Source organism: Lentzea pudingi, from assembly GCF_014646255.1.
GTDB classification, from domain to species: Bacteria; Actinomycetota; Actinomycetes; order Mycobacteriales; family Pseudonocardiaceae; genus Lentzea; species Lentzea pudingi.
In genome coordinates this window covers 1022785-1045993 of the sequence record NZ_BMNC01000001.1, presented here as the reverse complement: position 1 = coordinate 1045993, position 23209 = coordinate 1022785, and the positions used below count along the sequence as shown (strand labels likewise).

Genomic DNA, 23209 nt, shown 5'->3' with positions numbered 1-23209 from the left:
ACGCGGGCCGTCAGAGGTCGTCGAGGCCGATCAGCCCGTCCTGGATCGCCCGCGCGACGAGCGCCGCCTTCGTCGGTGCCTGCCGCCCGATCGCCGCGTACTTGACCCTGATCCGCTCCAGGTGGGAGTTCACCGTGCTGAGCGTGATGTTCAGACGTTGCGCCACGAACTCCTTCGACTCGGACTGGAACCACTCGACCAGGACCTCGGTCTCGCGCGGGGACAGCGCGGGCCTCGTCTCCGATCTGTCGCCCGCCAGCGCGCCCGCGAGCGCCGGCGGCGTGTACGACTGGCCCTCGGCCGCCGCCTTGACCGCCTGCACGAGGTGGTCGGCACCCTCGGCCTTGGTGAGGTAGCTGAGCGCGCCGATCTCCAGGCACTGCAGCACGATCTCGTCGTCCGCGCGCATCGAGTAGACGACCACCTTGCGCCCGTCCTCGACGAGCTTGCGCAGCTCGGCCGTGGCGGGCGCGACACCGCCGAGGTGCAGGTCGAGCACCACGACCTGCGCCTCCGCACCGGGTCCGGTCCACGCGACCCCGGGGTCCTCACCGCTCGCCACGAGCTCGACGCCCGCGGTGGACAGCCAGTGCGCGACCCCCGCGCGCACGACGGGATGGTCGTCCACCACGACCGCCGTCACGTCGTCCGCCATCTCGCCTCACTCCTGACCAGTCCGCTGTGGACACTCGTCTCGACCGTGACCGTCTCCGGTCCGCTCGTCGCCGGAACCGTCTCCGCCGCGTCCGCCACCACCGCCACGCGCACCTCGGTGGCCGTGCGCAACAGACTCACCTTCGCACGCCCGTTCGCGACGGCGAGCGCCTGGGCCATCGGCGCCACCAGTTCACGCCGCACCTCCGTCGGAACCGGCGTGGCCGTACCGCTAACAGCGAGCGAGACGACGACACCGCGCCGTTCGGCAACGTCCACACACGCGGTCAGCTCGTGCAGCAACGGGTCAGGCACGTCGTCGTTCTCCGCGAACAACCTCCGCAACTGCACGGCCGCCACGGAACACCGCAACCTGGTCGTCTGGTCGGCCACGCTGGCGCGTTCGTCGGCCAGGTCCGCGAGCAACGGCAGCAGCGCACCGAGCTGCCCCTCGAACCCGGCGCGCAGGTCCTGTTCCCGCTGGCGAGCCAACTCTTCTTTGGTGCGCGCGGCGTCGTGCTCAACCGCGGCCTCGGCGGCAAGGCGCGCGTCGCGGTGCAGGACACGCGTGATCACCAGGACGCCGAGCTGAAAACTGGTACCGCTGAGGACCACGACCCCAGCCGTCCCGACGTCACCACTCCCGTCGTGCGCGAACCACGCGATGCTGAAGCAGATGTGCGCGCTGAGCGCCGCCACCAGCGCTGCCGGCCGTTCGACCAACACCAGCAGCAGGTACCAGCCGACCAACCCGAACGCCCAGTCCGCCGCCCCGAACGACGCCCCGGCGGGCAGCGCGGTGGTCGCCAGCACCGACGCCGCGAGGGGTACGACGGCAAGGTAGGCGGGCGTAGGCGTCGCGGCGGCGACGTGTCCGGCGACGACCGCGAGCACAGCCGTGAGCAGCCCGTACGCGAGCCACGCCGTGGGGGCGTGCGGGTGGCTGACGAGGGTGGGCAGCGGGAGGACGAGTTGGACGGCGACTACCACGACCAGCAGGACCTGCCGGGTGATGGCGGAGACGGCGTGGTCGGTCATGGGCGGTCCGCCTCCGCGTCGTCGGCGGCGGCGTCGGTGGCGGCGGCGGCGGCGGTGGCGGCGGCGGTGGCGGCGGCGGTGGCGGCGTCGGTGGCGGTGGTGGTGGCGGTGGCGGCGTCGGTGGCGGCGGTGGCGGTGGCGTTGGCGGCGGTGGCGGCGGCGTTGGCGGTGGCGGTGGCGGTGGCGGTGGCGGCGGCGGTGGCGCCCGTCGTGGTGCGCCCACCGGCCGTGGTGGACTCACCCGCCGTAGCGGCGCCACCCGTCGTGATGCGCCCACCAGCCGTAGCAGACCCACCCGCCGTGATGCGCCCACCAGCCGTAGCAGACCCACCCGCCGTGATGCGCCCACCAGCCGTAGCAGACCCACCCGCCGTGATGCGCTCACCAGCCGTGGCAGACCCACCCGCCGTCGCGGCCCCACCCGCCGTTCCCCCCACCACGGCCCCGTCAGCCGCCACCCGATCACCCGCCACCCACTCCAACCACACGGAAGTCCCACCCACCCCAGACTCGATCACCGCGACACCCCCGACCGCCTCGAGCCGCTCCACCACCGATCCCCGCAGCCCACGCCGATGCGAAGGCACCTCACCAACCACGAACCCCCTGCCGCGGTCCTCGACCACGACCACCGCCCCCCGCCCCCGTCTCACCCCAAGCGCGGCCGCACCCGTGCCCGCATGACGCTCGACGTTCGTCAGCAACTCCCGCACGGCCCGCACGAACTGCAGCGCCACCCCGGCCGGCACCGGCACGACCTCGGCCTCCACCCGCACGTCCAGTGCGCTGTCCCGCGCCACCGCCGCGAGTGCGGCCCCGAGGTCGACGGTCCCCTGCGCGTTGCCGTGTTCGGCCAGCACGACCAGGTCCCGGCGCGCCTGCGCGGCCACCTCCGCCGGGTCACCGCCGTGCGCGGCCATCAGGAACGTCGATGCCGCCGTGTCGTGCAGCAGCGCGAGGTAGTCACGCTCCCGTCTGACCTGGTCGAGGGCGATGGCCGCGGCACGGCTCTGCGAGGCGGCGCGTTCCCTGAGCAGGTCGACCCGGCGGCTGGACCTGCGCAGCAGCTCGTACGCCAGCCGCGCCAGCACCGACTCCAGCACCGCCCGCACCAGCACGTCAGGGCCGGTCGTCACCACCTGGACGGCGAGCAGCGCGGCCGTCGCCGGGACGCTGACCTTCAGCGGCCACTGCCACTGCCAGGTGATCAGGGTTGTCGTGAGCACCGTGAGCACCCACTGGTCGGCGTCCGCGCCCAGCAGCACCGACAGCAGCACGACCCGGAGGAACGCCACCGGCAGCGCCGCGCGGGGGAACCGGAAGTCGGCGACCGTGCTCACCGCGACCGCCGCGAACAGCGACCAGCCCAGCGGCGAGTTCAGCGAGAAGGCGCCGAAGAGGCTGATCAGGACGACGCCGGCGCCGCGGACGGGACCCGCGAGACGGGACACCGTCGCAAGCAGCCTCGCCTCCAGCACGTCAGGCATTCTGCGTCAGGCGCTCATAAGCCATCCGGTCGGGGCATATCGTCCGCGTATCGGAAAACGCGTACGTCCTCGCAACGGACGACCGGCTTCAGTGAGGCGTGCTCAACACCTGGCAGGAGTGGGTCGGTACGGAGACCGGGGCCGTGGTCGGCTCCACCCTCGGGATACCGCTGGCCGTGCTCGCGATGCTGCTCCTGGCGCTCCACCGCAAGCGCACCACGCACCCGCACCCGCACCCGTGGCGGACGGCGCTGGCCGACGTCGGCATGGTCTACGGGACGCTGCCGTGGGTGTGGATCATCATGCTGCCGGGCTCGGAGCCGGGCACCCCTGGCGAGCTGAGCCTCGTGCCGTTCGCGGACCTGATCGACCTCGTCGAGCACCGCGACGCGGGGCAGATCGTCGGCAACATGCTGGTGTTCGCGGCGCTCGGGTTCTTCGCCCCGCTGAGGTTCGCGGCGCTGCGCTCGGTGTGGCGGGTGCTGGTGTTCGCGGCGGGCTGCTCGGCGTTCCTGGAGGTCCTGCAGTTCGTGCTGCGGCTGGACCGGGTGTCCTCTGTGGACGACGTGCTGCTCAACGCCGCCGGCGCGGCTCTGGCCTCGCTCGCGTCCCGGTGGTGGTGGCGCTTCAAGCCCACGCCGGTCGAGGAACGGCACCTGGTCGCCATCTGAATATGCGGACGATATGCCGCGCTGCCTAGGCTGGTTGCCATGCGCGTGCTGATCGTCGAGGACGAGCCCTACCTGGCCGAGGCCGTCCGGGACGGGCTGCGGCTGGAGGCGATCGCCGCCGACATCGCCGGGGACGGCGACACGGCACTGGAGATGCTCAGCGTCAACTCCTACGACCTCGCGGTGCTCGACCGCGACATCCCCGGGCCGTCCGGGGACGAGGTCGCGCGGCGGATCGTCGCGTCCGGCAGCGGCATGCCGATCCTCATGCTCACCGCGGCCGACCGGATCGACGACAAGGCGTCCGGGTTCGGGCTCGGCGCCGACGACTACCTCACCAAGCCGTTCGAGCTGAGGGAACTGGTGCTGCGGCTCAGAGCGCTCGCCCGCCGGCGCGCGTACGCGCGGCCACCGGTCAGCGAGATCGGTGGCCTGCGGCTCGACCCGTTCCGGCGCGAGGTCTTCCGCGACGGGCAGTACGTCGCGTTGACCCGCAAGCAGTTCGCGGTGCTCGAGGTGCTGGTCGGCGCGCAGGGCGGCGTCGTCAGCGCCGAGGAGCTGCTGGAACGGGCCTGGGACGAGAACGCCGACCCGTTCACCAACGCCGTCCGCATCACGGTCTCCGCGCTGCGCAAGCGACTCGGCGAACCGTGGCTCATCGCGACCGTGCCGGGCGTCGGTTACCGCATCGACGCGGATGCGTAGGGCTCCGGGACTCAGCGCCCGCCTGAAGTTCACCCTCAGCTACGCGGGGATCGTCGTCGTGGCCGGTGCCGTCCTGATCGCGGTGGCCTGGTGGTACCTGCTGCGCTTCGTCCCCGACAACGACCAGGGCCTGCTCTTCACGAGCCCCAACCGCTACCTGCTCTCCCGCATCTTCGGCAAGGCAGCCGCCGTCGCCATGCTGTTCCTGGTGGCGTTCGGCCTGCTCGGCGGCTGGCTCCTGGCGGGCCGCATGCTCTCCCCGCTCGACAAGATCGCGGACGCCGCGCGCCTGGCCGCGAAGGGCTCGTTGTCGCATCGGATCCGGCTGCCCGGCAAGACGGACGAGTTCCGCGAACTCTCCGACGCCTTCGACACCATGCTCGAGAAGCTCGAGTCGCACGTCGCCGAGCAACGCCGGTTCGCCGCCAACGCCTCCCACGAACTGCGCACCCCGCTGGCGATCTCCCAGTCACTGCTCGACGTGGCACGCCAGGACCCGGCGAAGGTCGACGGCGAACTCGTCGACCGCCTCCACACCACCACGCGCCGCGCGATCGACCTCACCGAGGCACTGCTGCTGCTCAGCCGCGGCGACCGCGGCACCTTCACCCGCGAGCCCGTCGACCTCTCCCTGGTCGCCGAGGAAGCCGCGGAAACCCTGCTGCCCCTGGCGGAACAGCGCGGCATCACCCTCGACGTCACCGGGGAACCCGCTGCCACAACAGGTTCCGCGGAACTGCTGCTGCGAGTCGTCACGAACCTCGTCCAGAACGCGATCGTGCACAACCTCCCGGCCGGCGGCACGATCACCGTCCACACCGAACCACAGCACCAGGCGTGCGTCCTGCGCGTCGAGAACTCAGGCCGCGTGCTCGCGGCGCACCTGGTGCCGACGCTCACCGAACCGTTCCAGCGCGGCGGCGAACGTGTCCGCGATGACGATCACGCGGGCGTCGGCCTGGGACTCGCCATCGTGCACAGCATCGTCCGCGCGCACGACGGCGCACTCGACATCGCCGCACGAGCGGAAGGCGGCCTGCGCGTCACGATCCGGCTGCCCAGCTCCTGAGCTGCGGCCCGATCTCGTCGAAGAACGCGGTCTTGGCACGGGTGTAGTCGTCGTAGTCCGGTCCGCCCGCGTGCTCGGCGGCAAGCCCGCGCTTGATCTCCTCGTAGCGCCGGGCCTGTTCGGGGTGGCTTCGCAGCCAGTCGCGGAAGTCCACCACGAACCGTGCGAACGGCGAGTCCGCGCGGCGGACGTGCAGGATCGCGCCCTCCTCCGGTGAGTGGAAGAGGCGCTTCTCGTAGGCGGAGTCGTCGGCCTCGTCCCCCGGCCTCCTGCTGTCCCGGTACACGCCGGGCGAGTCCGGCCTCGAACCGTGTGCCGGCACGAACGGAGTCGACGCCAGGAGTTCGGTCAGGCGGGCCAGCGACGGCAGGTCCGGCAGGCGCACCTGGAGGTCCACGATCGGTTTCGCGCCGAGCCCGGGCACCGCGGTCGACCCGATGTGCTCGTAGGCGAACCCGTCCGCCCCGGGCAGTGGCGCGAGCGCCCACCGCACCCCGGCGAGGAGGTGCCTGGCTCGCAACGGCCAGTCGGCGTCGTGGTCGACGATCACAGCGGGAGGCATACCTCGACAGTAGCCACTCGGGGGTTCACTCCGGCCTGGCCGACGGGTCGATGCCGGCCGTCGCCGCTCATGGTGACGTGAGCGGCGACGGCCAGGTTCGTCACCGCCGGTAGACGCCGAACTCGTACAGCGAGTAGCCCCAGCCGGTGCCGCGCTGGGTGGCGTGCAGCCGGACGTAGCGGCCGGTCGCCGTCACGTCGATCGAGTCCACTCCGCCGTTGCCGGTGGTCGTGCCGTAGACCGAACGCCAGTTGGTGCCGTCGTCGGACACCTGGATCTCGTACGCCCGGCCGTATGCGCCCTCCCACACCAGCTGCACGTGCTGGAACGTGGTGACCACGCCGAGGTCGACCCGGAGCCACTGCGGATCGGCCCAGTCGGTGGCCCAGCGCGAGTTCCCGTTGCCGTCCACGGCGTTCGACGGCGGGTACGGGGCGCCGTCACCGACCTGCTGGTACGACGAGGCCGTCGCGGGCCTGCCCTGCGCGACGTTCGTCCCGGCCGGTTGCGGTGCGACGACCCGGACCGACCTCGTCTCGATGCCGATGTTGCCGCGGCCGTCCTCGGCCATGACGTAGACCTTCCACACGCCCAGGCGGTCCGGGGCCGTGACGGTGAGCCGGTTTCCGCTGACCTGCACCGGAGTTGCGGCCAGACCGCCGCTGTTGTCGATGTACTTGCTGTTGAACGCCGCCGACCACGCGATCGCGTCGCCGTTCGGATCGGACGCGGCCACGTCGATCGTCAGCGGAGCCCCGGCCGCGACGGTCTGCGGCAGGGTCATCGCGGAGATCACCGGCGGGGTGTTCGACGGCGTCGCGCCACCGAACGCCCGTTGCACCGAGTAGAACGACAGGCGCTTCTTGCCCGCGGGCGTCAGGTTGAACCAGACCGCGCCGAAGTCGTACTCCGTGCCGTAGTGGAACAACGTGCCGCCGAACGAGACCCCGGTGTGGGCGGTGATGCAGTTCCACGCCTGCGTGTACCCGTCGCGCTTCTGCACGTCCGTGGGCTCGGCTGGCACGCCGTTGGCGTCGTTGGGCACCTCCCACTCCCCCGCCGGACCGGCCTCCGTGAGGATGTACGGCTTGGTGTACCCGCCCGAGATCCAGTCCTGGCGCACCTTGCAGACGTTGCCGTAGGAGTTCACCGAGTACAGGTCGAGATCGGGCGCGTGCGCCTTCAGGTACGCCCACGCACCGGTCCACGCGTCCGTGTTCGTCACCGGGTGGTTCGTGTCGATCGCGTGGATCGCCCGCACGGCCTCGTTGACGTACTTCGCGTACTCGACGCGCTGGGTCTCCAACTCGGCGCCCGAGTAGCAGTTCTGCAGGCCCAGGATGGACTCGTTGCCGACGTTCCACATGAGAACGCCGGGATGGTCCTTGTACTCGGTCACCCACTGGCGGATCTGGCTGAGCATGTCCGCCTTGTACTGCGTGTCCGTCACGTAGTTCACGCAGCCGCCCGAACCGGGGCCGCCACCGGGCTGCAACCAGAAGCCGTTCATCACGCGCAGACCGTTGGCCGCGGCGGCGTCGAGCAGCGGACGGGTCGAGGCGTCCGTGCCCCAGGTGCGCAACGTGTTGACGCCCATGGACTTGAGCTCCGGCATGTACCGCGCGGCATCAGCGGCCGGCGGTCCCCAGGTCAGGCCCTTCACCGTCCACGGCTGTCCGTCGACCGTGAGCTGCCAGTTGCCCTGCGAGCCGGTCACGCGCACGCCGGTGCCGGGTTGCGGGTTCGTGCCCTGGGTGCCGAACACCCGGAACTCCCACAGCGAGATCCCGTAGCCGTTGGCGCGCTGGGTCGAGTGGACGCGGACGTACCGGCCGGTGCCGGTGACGTCGAAGCCCTGCCTGCCACCGGTGCCCCCGGTGACGGACCTGATCGGCGACCAGGAGTCGCCGGTGGCGGAGACCTGGATCTCGAAGTTCGTGGCGAAAGCGGACTCCCAGTCGAGTTCGACCCTGGTCACGGCTGACGAGGCGCCCAGGTCGACCCGTAGCCACTGCGGGTCGCTCCACGCGCTGGACCAGCGCGTGCCCGGGTCACCGTCGACCGCCGCCGACGCGGGGGTGCCCGCGCCCTCGGCCGACGACGCGGTGACGGGTTTGCCTTGGGACAGCAGTGACGGCGCGGCACTGACCGTGCCCGGCGCGACTGCGAGTCCCACGAGCACGGCGAGCACCGTGCCGACGGAGCGGAGGCGGAACATTGCGTCTCCTGCGGGTTGGGGTGAGATGCGGGAGAGCGCTCTCACAACCCTGCCGGCGAATGTTACGAACCGAATTCGCCGATGTCAACGCCCGCCCTTGACACCTCGGGGACTGCGCGGGACGCTAATTGGGAGAGCGCTCTCCCAAGCCGGTTTCCCCACATCGGCAGGAGGACACCGTTGTCCCGAAAACTCAGCGCGCTGGCCGTCACGGCCGGCCTCGTCGCGGCCGTGTTCGCGGTCGTGAGCCAGTCGGCCCAGGCCGACGACTACGTCAGCCACCACGAGTTCCAGGCGAACTGCGCGTTCGCCACGGACCGCCCGGACGACCCGATCGTCTTCCCCGGACTACCGGGCGCGTCGCACCTGCACACGTTCCTCGGCAACAACTCCATCAACGCGAGCAGCACCAACGACTCGCTCCGGCAGGGCAGCACGAACTGCGTCACGCCGGACGACAAGTCGGCGTACTGGTTCCCCTCGGTGCTCAACGGCGACCAGGTCGTGCGCCCGATCGGCAACCAGGTCGTCTACTACAAGTCGGGAATCCTGAAGTACCAGGACGTCCGGCCGTTCCCGCCGGGCATGCGGTTCGTGGTCGGCAGTCCCACCTCGACGCTGGAGCAGTTCCGCGACCACCCCGGCGCCGTCGAGGGGTTCGAGTGCGGTGACAGCGCCAAGAACTGGGACATCCCGGCCTGGTGCGCGCCCGGCAGCCAGCTCAACGTCCGGTTCCAGGCGCCGAGTTGCTGGAACGGCCGTGACCTCGACTCGGCGGACCACAAGTCGCACATGGCCTACCCGGACCGCGCGACACTGGTCTGCCCGCCGTCGCACCCCGTGGCGGTGCCGATGATCGAGTTCAAGATGGCGTTCCCGGTCTCCGGGGACATGTCCAGGGTGAGGCTGTCGAGCGGCCGGGGCTACACCTGGCACTACGACTTCATGAACGCCTGGGACGCACCCACCCAGGCCGCGCTGGTCCGCCACTGCGTCAACGGCGGCCTGCAGTGCGACCCGCGCGGGTACGACCAGTACAAGCCCCATCGGGGTGCCGCCCTCGGACCGGACTACCGGTTGCCGCGGTGACGTCGGATTCCAGCACCCCGGGGCGCGAGCTCCGGGGTGTTCCTATTGCGGGGCCGACAACGTCGTGCCGGCCAGGAATTCGCACGACAGCAGCTCGTGGGACTGCTTCTGGGGCAGGCGCGCCAGCAGGTGCACGGCCCGGCGGCCCGTCTCCCACCTCGGCACGCGCATCCCGGTGAGCCCGAGCAGGTCGGTCTCCGGCACGTCGAGCGCCAGCACCGAGAGGTCGCCCGGCACGGAAAGACCCCGGCGCCGCGCCGCACGGACGAGTGCGGACGCGTCGTCGGGGTGTTCGGCGATCACGGCTGTCACGCCGATGCGCAACAGCTGGTCGAGCCAGACAGCCGGAGCGTGCATCCCCTTGATGCGCCAGACCGCCGCGGCATCACGGAAACCGTGCAGGCGTTCGACCGAGGCGACGCCGCTCGGCAGTCCGATGTAGACGATCTGGAGATGGCCGAGAGCCGCGGTGCGCGCGACGAGGTCGCGCACGCCCGCGGCGTAGTCGACGTCCACGTAGGGAACGTCCCCGGCGGTGCTGTCCCGTCTGCCGATCGACACGAACGGGATCGCGTTGTCCGCCAGGCATCTCAGGTCGTGCTCGTCGGCGGTGCGGTCGAGCAGGACGCAGCCGCTCAGGGCCACGTGCCGGGTGTCGACGAAGTCCAGGTCGGCGCACAGGAGCAGGCCGCTGCCCGCCCGGTGCGCCGCGTGACCTATGCCCGCCAGAGCGGGCGTGCTCTCACCGGGAATGCTGTCCCGGGAGAGCACGCCGATCAGACTCACGGATAGTTCACCAGGTAACGGACCTGGTTCGCGGTGTTCGCGACACCACCGACACCGTTGATGACGTTGGCGATCGTGCCCACGCCGCCGAGCGACACGGTGACCAGGTGCGTGAACCGGACGCCGGGACGGTTGGGCGCCTCGAAGCCGTTGTCCGTCACGATGCTCGGATCCGCCTGGTTGAAGGCGTACACACCGACACCGAACGCCTCGTGCGTCGTCACGTTGTCCGCGACCTTGTAGCCGGCCCAGCCCCGCTTCGAGCCGTTCATCCACGCGGCCTGGTTCGGCGGGTCGTACGGCAGCTCGTTCTGGTAGAGGTAGACCCGGCCGCCGTTGCCGTTCCAGATCAGGTTGTGCTGCTGGTAGTGCTCCACGAACAACCCGTACGCGATGACGTTGTCGCCGTTGACGACCACACCGTTCTGGCCCGGGTTCGCCGTCCAGCTCACGCCCTCACCGTGGTCCGCCCGCCACACCCAAGTGTGGTCGATGATCGTGTTGCGGCTGTTCACACGCATGCTGACCGTCGCCTTGCCCGCCTGCGACCCACCGACGCGCAAGTACACGTCGTGCAGTGACGTCGGGTTGGCGGCGTGGGAGTTCGCGCTCGAGTCGCCGATCTCCAGCAGCACCGGGGAGTTCTGCACACCGGCGTCGACCAGGAACCCGGCCAGCTTCACACCGTCCACATCGGACGTCGTCAGCGCTGCCTTGCCCGTGGTCGGCGTCAGCGTCGCGAGCCCCAAGCCGAGCACGACGGTGTTCGGCCGCGTCACGCGGATCGTGTCGTCGAGCTGGTGGATGCCGGGCGTGAGCAGCAGGTGCTTGCCCTGCGTGAGCGCCGCGTTGATCGTCGCGGCAGGCGTTCCCGGCTTGACGATGAAGAAGTCCGCGAGCGACACCGACGTGCCCGGGTTGCCGTTCTCCCAACTCGTGCCGCGCGAGTTCTGCCGCAGGGCCGGGACGAACACGCGGTACTCACCGGAGTTGTCGAAGTACAGGTAGGGCTTCTCCCGCGTGACCGGCGAGGTGTCGACCGTGGTGTGTGACGGGTTCGGGAAGTTGTTCGGCGGCGCACCCTGCGTCCCGGCGAACACCATGTTCCACACCGAACCCGACCAGCCGCCCGCGAGGTTGCTGTTGCGGGTCAGGAACTGCTGCTGCGAACCGGACACGGTCACACCATCGATCTTGCTGTCCACGATCAGACCACCGCTGGCCCAGCCGTCATACCCGTTCCACAGGTGCGCCTGCCCACGCAGATGCATCCGCCGGTACGCCGTGGCCTGCGACACCGCCCAACGCTCGACCTGGTTCGCCGGCAGCGTCACGGACAGGTTCTCCGCGCCACGCCAGAAGTTCTGCGTCGCGTTGCCGAGGTTGTTCGGGTCACTGCCCTGCTGCAACCAGTCCGCCTCCACCCGGATGTGCCCGTTGATGTTCACGTCATCCGGCATGAGCCCGAGACCGACGATCTGGGTGTAGAAACGCAGGTTCACATCGGCGTTGTAGCTGCCCGGCTTGAACAGCACAGCGTGGCGCTGCGGGCCGAACTGGTTGGTCTTCATCTGCGCCGAGATCGCGTCAAGCCGCGACTGCATCTCCGCCTGCGACGAACCCGGCCCGTAGACGTACACGTTCGGACCGAAATCGGGATTGCGCGGGTCAGTCGGCGTCACACCCGGCGTGTCCGGGGTACCGGTGTAGATCCCCAGCTCCCACAACGAGTAGCCGTAGCCGGTGCCGCGCTGGGTGCCGAGCACCCGGACGTACCTGCCAGACCCGCTGACGTCGAACGACTGGGTGCCACCCGTGCTCGTGGTCGTCGAGTAGACGTCACGCCAGGAATTCGCGGTGTCGGACACCTGGATCTGGAACGCCTTGCCGTACGCGCCTTCCCAGTTCAGCGCCACGCGGCAGACCTGCTGCGTGGAACCGAGGTCGACCTGCAGCCACTGCGGGTCGGAGAACTGCGAGGACCACCTGGTCCCCGCGTTGCCGTCCACCGCGGCGGAGGCGGGAGTGCCACCGCCCTCGACGGACGACGCCGTCGCGGACTTGCCGAGCGCGACGTTGGTGGTGCCACATCCGGCGGCGCCGGCTGGGGCGGTGCTGATGCTTGCGGTGGTCACGAGACACAGGGCTGCGGCAGCGAGTGCGGCCACCCTGGACAGGGGAGAGCTCATGAGCCTGCCTGACACGTTTGGGGCGAGTGGGCCCGAACGGTGACGCCCGTGGCACCGGGCGTCGGGAGAGCGCTCTCCCGCAGATTAACGCCTGATGTCGAGAAGGTCAATCACGCGGACGCCCGAAGGACGAGTTCCGGTTCGAAAATGACCGACCTCGGCCGCTCCTCCGGGTCGTCCAGAGCCGTGAGCAGCACTTCCGCCATCTTCGCGGCCATCTGCTCAACTGGCTGGCGGATGGTGGTGAGCGACGGGCGACAGGCCGCAGCAGGCGCGCTGTCGTCGAAACCGACCACGGCGACGTCTTCGGGAACGCGCTTTCCCGCAGCCAGCAGCACGTCCACGGCGCCCTGCGCCATCAGATCGTTCGCCGCGAACACCCCGTCCACCTCCGGGTGGTCGGCGAGCAGGCGGTGCATCGCCACCGCGCCGCTCGTCGCCGTGAAGCCGCCCTCGACCGTCGGCACGTACGGGAAACCGTTGCGCGCCAAGGCAGCGCGGAACCCGGTGAGCCGGTCCTGGCTGGCGAGCACGTCCAACGGCCCGGAGATCGCGGCGACGCGCGTGCGGCCGATCTCCGCGAACCGGGCAGCCGCCAGCCTGCCCCCTGCCTGGTGGTCGAGGTCGACGTAGCTGACCGGCAACGGCTGCCCTGGCCGCGCGTAGAGCACCACGGGCACGCCGGCCTCCAGCAGCCGGTCGGGCAGCGACTCGGCCGCGTGCGTCGTCACCAGCAACGCCCCGTCGGCGCTGCCCTGGCGCAGGAACTCCACGACCTCGGCCCTGGTCCGGTCGGTGTCCGCGAGCATCAGCACCGGGTGCACACCGCGGGTGCGCAGGAAGTCGACGACACCGGCGGTGACACGGCCGAAGAACGGGTCCACGAAGACGTCGGACCCGCCACCGGCCCCGGAGATGATCAGCGCCACCGTCCCGGTGCGGCGGGTGACGAGCGACCGGGCGGCGTGGTTCGGCGTGTACCCGGTCCGCTCGATCGCGTCGCGCACCGTTTCCTGCAGCTGCGGGTCGACGTTGCGGGTGCCGTTGACGACGCGCGAGACCGTCGCGCGGGACACCCCGGCGACCCTCGCGACGTCCTCGAGCGTCGGCGTGCCCTTGAGCATGACCCGTTTCACCACGGCCGAGGAGCGATCTCCGCCGTGAGCCGCGCACCACCGGCGTCCGGTCCGATCAGGACGGTGAACGGACCGGGTTCCACCTGCCATGTCCCCTCCCAGTGGCGAACGGCCTGGTCCGGCACCCGCACCAGCGCCTCCACGGCCTCCCCCGGTCCGGCTTCGACGACCGCGAAGCCCGCGAGCCACCTCCGGGGCCTCGGCACCGCGCTGTCCTCGCGGGCCAGGTAGACCTGCACGACCTCACGCCCACGTCGGCCGCCCACGTTCCGCACGGTCACCCTCACCAAGTCGCGTTCGATCCGCACTTCCTCGTAGTCCCACGAGGTGTAGCCGAGCCCGTGCCCGAACCAGTAGGCAGGCTCGTGAGCCGCCCACGCGCGATAGCCGATGTCGAGGCCCTCCTCGTACGGCAGCACGCCTTCGACGGGCAGGAAGTCCGCGACCGGCACGTCGGACTCCCGCGCGGGCCATGTCGTCGGCAACCGCCCGCCGGGTTCGCACTCGCCGAACAACACGTCCGCGAGCCCGTTCCCGCCTTCCTGCCCGGGGAACCAGGTGAGGAGCACGGCGGCGGCGTCGTGCCGCCACGGCAACAGCACCGGACCACCGGAGTTCACCACGACGATGGTGTCGGAATTCGCCGCGCACACGGCCGTGAACAGCGCGTCCTGCTCCCCCGGCAACGTCAGGAAACTCCGGTCCCGGCCCTCGCTCTCGATCGCGTCCGTGGTGCTGACCACCACGACCGCGACGTCGCTCCGGCTCGCCGCGTCGACAGCGGCGGCGAACTCCTCGCGCGCACAGGCCCGTGGCGGATCGGCGGCCAGCATCGAGGCCATGCCGCTGTCCTCCCCGAGTTCGCGCCGCGCGACCAGTTCGACCCGCGTTCCCCCGGTCAGCGGCACCTCCACCTCGTGATGGGGCGGGCGGAGGTGCTTCACGGCGGGGTCGTCGGTGTCGATCTCCTGCACGACGTCCAGCACCCGGTCCCCGCCGACGTCCAGCGTCAGCCGGCCGTAGCCCGCGACCGCGAGCCGCCAGAGACCGGGCGTGGTGACGTGCAGTTCGGCGCTGATCTCCAAGAGCGCGGCGCCCGGCACCTCCTCTGTCTCGAGGATGCGGCCGGTCAGGCGGTGCTCGCGGAACAGCACCTCGCCGCCTGGCCCCAGCACGCGCACCAGGACTGGCGCGGCCACAGGAGTCGGGCGGTCGTCGATGCGGACGCCGGGTTCGTGGACGACGTCGGTGAGCTCGGACAGCGCTGAGAACAGGGAGTTCTCGGCGGCCGGGTAGAGGCCGGAACTGCCGCCGCCCTGGACGCGGGGTGCGACGGCGCCGGGGCCGATCAGCGCGATGCTCCTGCCCGGCGGGAGAGGGAGGATCCCGTTGTTGCGCAGGAGGACGGTGCTCGCGGCCACCGCCTCGCGGAGGAGAGCGGTATCGGCGGCGGACTCTCGTGCGGTGAGCGGCGGGGTGTCGCTCTCGGCCTCCACCGGCTCCCGCTCTCTCCGCCGTTCGGCGAGCAGCGAGGCGGCGCTCTCGGCCACCGCGGGCCCCAACTCTCTCCGCCCTTCGGCGAGCAGCGGGGTGCCGCTCTCGGCCTCCGCGGGTCCCAGGTCCCCCCGCCGCGCAGCGAGCCACCCGTCACCACCATCCACGCCCGCAGGCTCCGGCCCACCCACCCGCGCACCGCCCTGGCCTGCCTCCTCCCGCGCAACACCCCCGCCCGCCTCCACGGGCTCCAGCGCCCCCACCCGTGCCGCGAGCCTCAGCAGCCGCACCACCTTGTCGTCGATCCAGCCCTCCTCCACCTCCCCCGCCTCGACCGCCGCCACCAGCCGATCACCCCACGGCCCCCAGGGCCCCGGCATCGCCAGGTCCTGCCCCGACACCGCCGACGCCACGGTCGTCCGCACCGCGCCCCAGTCCGACACCACCACCCCGTCGAACCCCCACTCGTCCTTCAAAGGCGTGGTGAGCAGCGGGTTCTCCGACATCGGGTGCCCGTTCACGCCGTTGTAGGCCGACATCACCGCCCACGCGCCCGCCGCCACGACCGCCTCGAACGGCGCGAGGTACAGCTCGCGGAGGGTGCGGTCGCCGACCCGGACGTCGTGGGTGAGCCGGTCGGTCTCGGTCTCGTTGGCGACGAAGTGCTTCGGTGCCGCCGCGACTCCGCCGGACTGCACGCCCCGCACGTAGGCGGCGCCGAGGCGGGCCGTGAGCAGCGGGTCCTCGGAGAAGCACTCGAAGTGCCGGCCGCCGTAGGGGGTGCGGTGCAGGTTCAGGACGGGGGCCAGCAGCACGTCCACGCCCTTGCGCCGGGACTCCGCCGCCAGCAGGACGCCCAGCCGTCGCACGAGGTCCTCGTCCCAGGTGGCGCCGAGGGCGGTCGGGGACGGCAGGGCCAGTGACGTGCGGCGTTCGTCCCAGCCCGGGCCGCGCACGCCTGCCGGGCCGTCGGAGAACGTCATGGCGCGCAGGCCGATCGACGGCTCCGCGCAGCTGCGCCAGACCGATCCCCCCGCCAGCAGTCGCACCTTGGCGGGCAGGTCGAGCTTGCCTGCCAGGCGGGCGAGCTCGTGGTCGTCGTGCACCGGGAACCTCCTTGGAGAGCGCTCTCCAAAGAGTCGGGGTGAGGCGGGCCTGTGTCAATGCGGCGGAAGGTCGCTTCTCAGTCCCGGTGGTGAGCGCCCGTCTCCAGCAGCACCGCGACCGGGAGCGTGGCCGCGCCGACCGCCACCGCGTCCGGGCCCGTCCGGCCCAGCTCGAGCCGCACCTGGCCGAACGGGTGGCGCAGCGCGTGGTCGGCCGTCGCGGCGACGATCTCGTCCAGCTTCCGCGCGCCGAGCGCGAGGCCTGCCCAGCCGCCGAGGACGATGAGCTCCGGGTTGAACAGGTTGACCAGGTTGGCGATCCCGGCGCCCAGGTAGCCCACGGACTCGTCCACCACCCGGCGGGCGACGGCGGATCGGGACGAGAGCAGGTCCTCCAGCGCGGACTGCTCGTCGAGCCGGGGAACGTCGCGGCGCAGCGCCTCGCGATAACGCCCGAGCATGGCTTCCGCTCCGGCGTAGGCCTCCAGACAACCGCGCGCCCCGCACCGGCAGCGCCGTCCGCCGTAGGCGATCGTGGTGTGGCCCCACTCCCCCGCGTTGCTGGTCGCCCCGCGGTGCACGACCCCGCCGGTCACCACGGCCACGCCGACACCCGAACCGACCAGCGCGATCACCGCGTGACGGGTGCCGCGGCCCGCGCCGAACCACATCTCGGCCTGCCCCTGGGTCTTCGCGCCGTTCTCCACGTAGAGCGGCGGTTCGACCCCGGCCGCGCGGAGCATCTTCTCCAGTGGAACGGCGTCCCAGCCGATGGTCTGCGCGTGCACGACGGCCGACGTCCCCTGCTCGACCGTGCCGGGCACGCCGACGCCGACACCCAGCACCGAGGACGCCGCGACCCCCGCCGCGGACAGGACCTCGCCGACGCCCGCCGCGATCAACTCGCAGACGGCGACCGGCTCCACGACGGCCAGCGGGTGATCCACAGTGGACAGTCGCGTCATGGCCAGGTCGAACAGCTCGACCTTGATCCCCGTCTCGCCGACGTCGACGCCGATGACGTGCCCGAACGCGGGGTTGACCCGCAGCAGCACGCGCGGCCTGCCGCCGTCCGACTCGACCGAGCCAGCCTCGACCAGCAGGCCCTCGTCGAGCAGTTCGCCGGTGATCGTGCTGGCCGTCGCGGCACTCAGCCCGGTCGTGGAACTCAGCTGCTGACGGCTCAGCGGCCCGTCCAGGAACAGCGCCGTCAGCAACACCGACCGGTTCTGCCGGCGGAGGTCCCGGACGGTCGCCCGTGTGCGCACCATGGGCGCCGAGGTTAGTTCGCGCCTAAAAATAAGCCTCGGGTCGTGACCTCTTCGTTATTGACTTGCCCGTGAGGTCAGGCGTCTACTCTACGGCGACCAGGGGCCTTCACCGGCCCCACCCGCGATGGCACGCGCGGTCACCTTCTCCCAGCGCTCACTTGATTCTTCTCGCTTTCGTTGGAGAACAAGGAGTTTCCATGAGAATCAGGCGTGTTTGCGCTGCCGTCACCGCGACCGCCCTGGCGTTCACCGGTGCCTGTTCGGCCACGAACCCCGGCAGCACCGGCAACTCCGCCGGCGTGCTGAACGTGGGTATGCCGAACGGACCGCAAACGGAGAACAACAACCCGTTCCTCAACTCGTCGGCGTCCTCGTCGCTGGGCTACCGGCGGTTGCTGTTCGAACCGCTCGCGATGGTCAACGAGGTCAAGGTGACCGACCAGCCGAAGCCCTGGCTGGCAACGAAGTTCACCTGGTCGGAGAACTTCCACAAGCTGTCGCTCACGATTCGCGACGGCGTGACGTGGTCCGACGGCAAGCCGTTGACGGCTGAGGACGTGGCCTACACCTTCGAGCTGCTCAAGAAGAACCCCGGGCTGAACATCGAAGGTGTTCCGTACCAGGACATCTCGTTCTCCGGCAGCGAGGTCACCGTCGGCTTCCCGAAGTCGCAGTTCGTCAACCAGAAGAAGATCCTCGAGCAGTTCGTGGTGCCCAAGCACCAGTGGTCGACGTTCTCCAACCCCTCGACCGAGACGTTGAAGGAACCGGTCGGCAGCGGCCCGTACACGCTGAAGTCGTTCACGCCGCAGACGGTGACGCTGTCGATCAGGGACAAGTACTGGCAGGAGCTCCCGAAGGTCAAGGAGCTGCGCTACACCTCCTACAGCGACAACAACGCGCAGACCAACGCGCTCGCGACCGGCGCGGCGGAGTGGAGCTTCACCTTCATCCCGAACTACCAGGCCGCCTACACCAGCAAGGACCCGAAGAACCACAAGCTGTGGTTCCCGCCGGTGCTCGGCGTGCACGGACTCTGGTTCAACACCAAGGCGAAGCCGTGGGACGACCCTGCCCTGCGCCGCGCCGCGAACATGGTGGTGAACCGCGACGACATCTTCATGCAGGGCGAGGCGGGGTACTTCTACCCGAAGGTCGACAACATCACGGGCATCCCGACGCCCGCCGGTGAGTCGTTCATCGCGCCGCAGTTCAAGGGCAAGTTGGTGACCGTCGACGTCGAGGGCGCCAAGAAGGCGCTGACCGAGGCCGGCTACACCTTCGACGGCACCACCTTGAAGGGCAAGGACGGCGCTCCCGTCACGATCACGCTGACCGTGCCGTCGGGCTGGTCGGACTACGTCACCGACCTGGAGATCATCAAGGACAACTTCGCCAAGATCGGCATCAACGCGACGGTCAACCTGCAGAACGCCGACGCGTGGACGAAGGCCCTCGACACCGGTGACTTCGGTGCCGCGATGCACTGGACCAACAACGGCCTGACGCTCTACGACATCTACCAGTCCATCATGGACGGTGCGTTGTACAAGCCGATCGGCACGCCCGGGGTGAACGGCAACTACGGCCGTTACGAGAACTCCGCCGCCACCAAGGCCCTGGACGACTTCGCGAACGCTCCCGACGAGTCCGTCCGCAACGCCGCCCTGCACGAGCTGCAGAAGATCTTCGTGCAGGACATGCCCGTCATCATCACCTCGGCGGCCAACGGCGGCGGCCAGTACAGCACCAAGAACTGGGTCGGCTGGCCGAGCGAGCAGGACCAGTACGCCCCGGTGCAGCCCACGCTGGAGAACGCCCTCGACATCGTGCTGAAGCTGAGGCCTGCCTCGTGACGGCCGAGGTAGCGCCGGCGGTCTCCGGAACGATCTCGACAGAGATCGTTCTGGAGGCCGACGGCCTCACCAAGCACTTCCCGATCAGCGCACCGTTCTCCCGAACGAAGAAGGCGGTGCGCGCCGTCGAGGGGGTGTCTCTCCAACTGCGCAGAGGCCACGTCACCGCGCTCGTCGGCGAGTCCGGGTCGGGCAAGTCGACGGTCGCGCGGCTGCTCGCCCAGCTCTACCCGCTGACGTCCGGCGAGATCCGGTTGCACGGCCAGAACGTCGCCGTGCAGCGAGGATGGGCGCACGGGCGCAAGTTCAAAGCGTACTGCCGACGGGTCCAGATGATCTTCCAGGACCCGTTCGCCTCGCTGAACCCCGTGCACACCATCCGCTACCACCTGACGCGGGCCCTCACCATCCACGGCAACCGCGGCGACGACCTGGAGAAGTCGCTCGCGGACCTGCTGACCCGCGTCCACCTGACCCCGGCGGACCGGTACCTCGACAGGTACCCGCACGAGCTGTCCGGCGGGCAGCGGCAACGCGTCGCGATCGCACGGGCGCTGGCCGCGAGCCCAGAGGTGCTGCTGGCGGACGAGCCGGTGTCCATGCTGGACGTCTCGATCCGGCTCGGTGTGCTCAACCTGTTGCGCGACCTGAAGGAACGGCTGCACCTGTCGATCCTCTACATCACGCACGACATCGCGTCCGCGCGGTACTTCGCCGACGAGACGGTGGTGATGTACGCGGGTCAGGTCGTCGAAGGTGGTGACAGCGAGAAGGTCACGCAGAAGCCGGCACACCCGTACACGCAGTTGCTGATCGAGTCGGCCCCCGATCCCGACCGTCCGGCTGTGGAGGAGAAGGACGGCGGTTCCGGCGAACCGCCGTCGCTGATCGAGCCACCGCCGGGCTGTCGGTTCCACCCCCGCTGCCCGTTCGCGATGGACGTCTGCCGAACGGACGTCCCGCCGCGTTTCGAACTGGGCGACGGGCACTTCGCCGCGTGCTGGCTGTACCGGGAGGAGGCCGCGTGAGCTACCTCCTCAAACGGCTGGCCTTCTACCTGCTCACCGCCTGGGCCGCCGTCACGATCAACTTCTTCGTGCCGCGGATGATCCCCGGCGACCCGGTGCAGGCGCTGATCACCAAGCAGCGCGGGCAGATGACGAGCGAGGCGGTCCGGTCGCTGTACGTCCTCTTCGGACTGGACAAGAACGAGAGCCTCGCGAGCCAGTACTTCTCCTACCTGGGTCAACTCCTGCGCGGTGACCTCGGGATGTCGTTCACGTTCTTCCCGAGCCCCGTGTCGGACGTGATCAGCGACGGGCTGCCGTGGACCGTCGGGCTGGTCGGCATCACGACGGTGATCGGGTTCCTGCTCGGCACCGCCGCCGGTGCCGTGGTGGGCTGGCGGCGCGGCACGTGGGCGGACTCGCTGATCCCGGTCACCACGTTCGTCTCGTCGATCCCGTACTTCTGGCTGGGCCTGGTGGCGATCGCCGTGCTCACCGGACCCGGCAGCTTCTTCCCCGCGTCCGGCGCCTACGAGATCGGACTGGTGCCGAACTGGGACTGGCAGTTCATCGGCAGCACCGTGCAGCACGGTCTGTTGCCCGGGTTCACGATCCTGGTGTCGTCGGTCAGCGGCTGGATCCTGAGCATGCGCAACATGATGGTGACGGTGTCGTCGGACGACTACGTGACCGTCGCGCACGCCAAGGGCCTGCCCGAACGCCGGGTGATGCTCGCCTACGCCGCCCGCAACGCGTTGCTGCCCAACGTCTCCGGCTTCGCGCTGGCGCTCGGGTTCATCGTCGGCGGCACCCTGCTGGTGGAGATCGTGTTCTCCTACCCCGGTCTCGGCCTGCAGCTGTTCCAGGCGGTCGGCGCCAAGGACTACCCGTTGCTGCAGGGCATCTTCCTCGTCATCACGCTGTCCGTGCTGCTGGCGAACCTCCTCGCGGACGTCGCCTACCTCGCGCTCGACCCACGCACCCGCAGGGAGGCCTGATGCGCACCAACGCCAAGGCGCTCACCGGTGTGATCATGCTGGTCGTGTTCGTCCTGCTGGCCGTCATCGGTCCCTGGATCGCGCCGTTCGACCCGTCGATGCGCAGCAACGCGTTGCTGCAGCCTCCGTCGTCGATGCACTGGTTCGGCACCACGCACCTCGGTCAGGACATCTTCAGCCAGGTGCTCGCCGGTACCCGCAGCGTGGTGTTCGTCGGCGCCGTCGCCGGTGTCGTCGCGACCGTGCTCTCGGTGCTGGTCGGCATCACCGCCGGCTATCTCAGCGGAACGGCGTCGGAAGGGCTTTCGGCGCTGTCCAACGTGTTCCTGGTGATCCCGGCGCTGCCGTTGATCATCATCATCACCTCGTCGCTGCCCGAGACCAGCAACCTCACGATCGCGCTGGTGATCGGCCTGACCTCGTGGGCCTGGAACGCGCGCGTGCTGCGGGCGCAGACGTTGTCGTTGCGCCGGCGGGACTACGTGGAGGCGGCGCGGGCGAACGGCGAGTCGACGTGGCGGATCATCCTCTTCGAGATCCTGCCGAACCTCTACGCCGTGATCGCGTCCGGGTTCGTCGGCACCGTGCTGTTCGCGGTGATCTCCGAGATCACGCTGGCGTTCATCGGCGTCTCCGACGCGGGCGGCTGGAACTGGGGCACGGTCCTCTACTGGGCCCAGTCGCAGCAGGCGCTCGCCCAGGGCGCGTGGTGGTGGTTCGTGCCCGCCGGCCTGGCGATCGCGTTGCTCGGCACGTCGTTGTCCCTGGTCAACTTCGGCATCGACGAGTACGTCAACCCGCGCCTGCGCACCCGGTTCTCGATGCGCGGTGTCCGGATGCGCGTCGGCTTCACCCCCGTGCTCGCCAAGGAGACGTCATGAAGGATCGCATTCTCGAGGTGCGCGGGCTGGACGTCGACTACGGACTCGGCCCGGACGCGGTGCGCGCGGTCCGCGACGTCGACCTGACCCTGCACCGCGGCGAGGTCCTCGGACTGGCAGGGGAATCGGGCAGCGGCAAGTCCACTCTGGCCTACGGGATGACGCGGCTGCTGCCACCGCCGGGCGTGGTGGCGGGCGGTGAGGTGATCTACCACCTCGACGACGGCACGACCGTCGACCTGCTGCGGATGCGCGACGCGGACCTGCGGCGGCTGCGGTGGGCGGAGATCGCCATCGTCTTCCAGGGCGCGATCAACTCGCTCAACCCGGTGCAGCGGATCTCGGCCCAGTTGATGGACGTCCTCAAGGCGCACTCGGCCGGCTCGACCCCGCAGTCCCGGCAGGACCGGGCCCGTGAGCTGCTCAGCCTGGTCGGCATCGCCTCCGACCGACTGCACAGCTACCCGCACCAGCTGTCCGGCGGCATGCGGCAGCGCGTGATGATCGCGATGGCACTGGCCCTGGAACCGCGCGTCGTGATCATGGACGAGCCGACGACCGCGCTGGACGTGGTGGTGCAGCGGCAGATCCTGCGCACGCTGGTCGGCCTGCGTGAACGTCTCGGCTTCTCGGTCGTGTTCATCACGCACGACCTGTCGTTGCTGGCCGAGTTCTCGGACCGGATCGCGATCATGTACGCGGGGCAGGTCGTCGAGGAGGCGGTGTCGGCGGACCTCTACCGAACTCCCCTGCACCCCTACAGCGACGGGCTGCTGCGCTCGTTCCCGGCGTTGAAGGGGCCGCGGCGGGAGCTGTCGGGCATTCCCGGCTCGCCGCCCGACCTGCGGATGATGCCGAGCGGGTGCGCGTTCCACCCGCGGTGCCCGCGAGCGCTGGACGTCTGCGACGAGCAGGTCCCCGTGCTGGGGCAGAGCAGGGACAACCGGTCGGTGGCCTGCTGGCTGCACCCGGTCGCCGTGTCGTGAACCTGT

The 23209-nt window shown here is 70.2% G+C and carries 19 protein-coding genes; 9 read left to right on the top strand and 10 right to left on the bottom strand.

Annotated features, from left to right (window positions below; all coding sequences use genetic code 11):
• Nucleotides 1–10: 10 nt before the first annotated feature.
• From IEY88_RS04755 to IEY88_RS04745, 3 genes are read right to left on the bottom strand one after another with little or no spacing between them, the layout of a single operon-like run.
• Complete coding sequence (locus IEY88_RS04755; RefSeq protein WP_189153274.1) at nt 11–655, bottom strand: response regulator transcription factor; 645 nt, start codon at nt 653–655, stop codon at nt 11–13.
• Nucleotides 640–1692 (bottom strand): hypothetical protein, encoded by a 1053-nt coding sequence (locus IEY88_RS04750; RefSeq protein ID WP_189153273.1) that lies wholly within the window; start codon nt 1690–1692, stop codon nt 640–642. Before IEY88_RS04750 ends, IEY88_RS04755 begins: the two co-directional genes overlap by 16 nt.
• Nucleotides 1689–3170, bottom strand: coding sequence for a sensor histidine kinase (locus IEY88_RS04745; protein WP_189153272.1), 1482 nt, complete (start codon nt 3168–3170; stop codon nt 1689–1691). The genes IEY88_RS04750 and IEY88_RS04745 overlap by 4 nt, the downstream gene beginning before the upstream one ends.
• A gap of 107 nt (nt 3171–3277) precedes the next feature.
• Between IEY88_RS04745 and IEY88_RS04740 the strand changes: the two genes are divergently transcribed.
• The 3 genes from IEY88_RS04740 to IEY88_RS04730 are packed head-to-tail and all read left to right on the top strand — an operon-like array spanning nt 3278 to nt 5624.
• Nucleotides 3278–3850 (top strand): VanZ family protein, encoded by a 573-nt coding sequence (locus IEY88_RS04740; protein ID WP_229693079.1) that lies wholly within the window; start codon nt 3278–3280, stop codon nt 3848–3850.
• Between the two features lie 39 nt (nt 3851–3889).
• On the top strand, nt 3890–4555 hold the full coding sequence (locus IEY88_RS04735) for a response regulator transcription factor (RefSeq protein WP_189153271.1): 666 nt from the start codon (nt 3890–3892) through the stop codon (nt 4553–4555).
• Nucleotides 4548–5624 carry a sensor histidine kinase gene (locus IEY88_RS04730; protein WP_189153270.1) on the top strand — a complete coding sequence of 359 codons (1077 nt, stop codon included), beginning with the start codon at nt 4548–4550 and terminating at the stop codon, nt 5622–5624. Before IEY88_RS04735 ends, IEY88_RS04730 begins: the two co-directional genes overlap by 8 nt.
• On the opposite strand, the gene IEY88_RS04725 is transcribed toward IEY88_RS04730, so the two are convergent.
• Together IEY88_RS04725 and IEY88_RS04720 are read right to left on the bottom strand one after the other, a co-directional pair.
• Nucleotides 5599–6186, bottom strand: coding sequence for a GrpB family protein (locus IEY88_RS04725; RefSeq protein ID WP_189153269.1), 588 nt, complete (start codon nt 6184–6186; stop codon nt 5599–5601). The two genes, IEY88_RS04730 and IEY88_RS04725, sit on opposite strands and share 26 nt — an antisense overlap.
• Nucleotides 6187–6286: 100 nt before the next feature.
• On the bottom strand, nt 6287–8404 hold the full coding sequence (locus IEY88_RS04720; protein ID WP_189153268.1) for a discoidin domain-containing protein: 2118 nt from the start codon (nt 8402–8404) through the stop codon (nt 6287–6289).
• 180 nt (nt 8405–8584) lie between these two features.
• Here IEY88_RS04720 and IEY88_RS04715 point away from each other — a divergent pair, with 180 nt between their 5' ends.
• Entirely contained in the window at nt 8585–9493 is a 909-nt protein-coding gene (locus IEY88_RS04715) for a DUF1996 domain-containing protein (RefSeq protein WP_229693078.1), read from the top strand.
• Between the two features lie 42 nt (nt 9494–9535).
• Here the strand turns inward: IEY88_RS04715 and IEY88_RS04710 are convergent, their stop codons facing one another.
• The 5 genes from IEY88_RS04710 to IEY88_RS04690 form a co-directional block, all read right to left on the bottom strand.
• Nucleotides 9536–10279: a substrate-binding domain-containing protein gene (locus IEY88_RS04710; protein ID WP_189153266.1), complete on the bottom strand. Its 744-nt coding sequence runs from the start codon at nt 10277–10279 to the stop codon at nt 9536–9538.
• Nucleotides 10276–12414, bottom strand: a complete 2139-nt coding sequence (locus IEY88_RS04705; protein WP_373294020.1) for a discoidin domain-containing protein — start codon at nt 12412–12414, stop codon at nt 10276–10278. Before IEY88_RS04705 ends, IEY88_RS04710 begins: the two co-directional genes overlap by 4 nt.
• Before the next feature lie 164 nt (nt 12415–12578).
• Nucleotides 12579–13607: a LacI family DNA-binding transcriptional regulator gene (locus IEY88_RS04700; RefSeq protein ID WP_229693077.1), complete on the bottom strand. Its 1029-nt coding sequence runs from the start codon at nt 13605–13607 to the stop codon at nt 12579–12581.
• Nucleotides 13601–16204, bottom strand: coding sequence for a glycoside hydrolase family 3 C-terminal domain-containing protein (locus tag IEY88_RS04695; RefSeq protein WP_189153264.1), 2604 nt, complete (start codon nt 16202–16204; stop codon nt 13601–13603). The genes IEY88_RS04700 and IEY88_RS04695 overlap by 7 nt, the downstream gene beginning before the upstream one ends.
• Before the next feature lie 77 nt (nt 16205–16281).
• On the bottom strand, nt 16282–17475 hold the full coding sequence (locus IEY88_RS04690; protein WP_189153263.1) for an ROK family transcriptional regulator: 1194 nt from the start codon (nt 17473–17475) through the stop codon (nt 16282–16284).
• A 197-nt stretch (nt 17476–17672) separates the two neighbouring features.
• On the opposite strand from IEY88_RS04690, the gene IEY88_RS04685 reads away from it, so the two are divergent.
• The 5 genes from IEY88_RS04685 to IEY88_RS04665 are packed head-to-tail and all read left to right on the top strand — an operon-like array spanning nt 17673 to nt 23203.
• Nucleotides 17673–19331 carry an ABC transporter substrate-binding protein gene (locus tag IEY88_RS04685; RefSeq protein ID WP_189153262.1) on the top strand — a complete coding sequence of 553 codons (1659 nt, stop codon included), beginning with the start codon at nt 17673–17675 and terminating at the stop codon, nt 19329–19331.
• Nucleotides 19328–20359, top strand: a complete 1032-nt coding sequence (locus tag IEY88_RS45420) for an ABC transporter ATP-binding protein (RefSeq protein ID WP_373294019.1) — start codon at nt 19328–19330, stop codon at nt 20357–20359. The genes IEY88_RS04685 and IEY88_RS45420 overlap by 4 nt, the downstream gene beginning before the upstream one ends.
• Nucleotides 20356–21336 carry an ABC transporter permease gene (locus tag IEY88_RS04675; protein ID WP_189153261.1) on the top strand — a complete coding sequence of 327 codons (981 nt, stop codon included), beginning with the start codon at nt 20356–20358 and terminating at the stop codon, nt 21334–21336. Before IEY88_RS45420 ends, IEY88_RS04675 begins: the two co-directional genes overlap by 4 nt.
• Complete coding sequence (locus tag IEY88_RS04670) at nt 21336–22217, top strand: ABC transporter permease (RefSeq protein ID WP_189153260.1); 882 nt, start codon at nt 21336–21338, stop codon at nt 22215–22217. The genes IEY88_RS04675 and IEY88_RS04670 overlap by 1 nt, the downstream gene beginning before the upstream one ends.
• Nucleotides 22214–23203, top strand: a complete 990-nt coding sequence (locus IEY88_RS04665; protein ID WP_189153259.1) for an ABC transporter ATP-binding protein — start codon at nt 22214–22216, stop codon at nt 23201–23203. The genes IEY88_RS04670 and IEY88_RS04665 overlap by 4 nt, the downstream gene beginning before the upstream one ends.
• Nucleotides 23204–23209 lie beyond the last annotated feature (6 nt).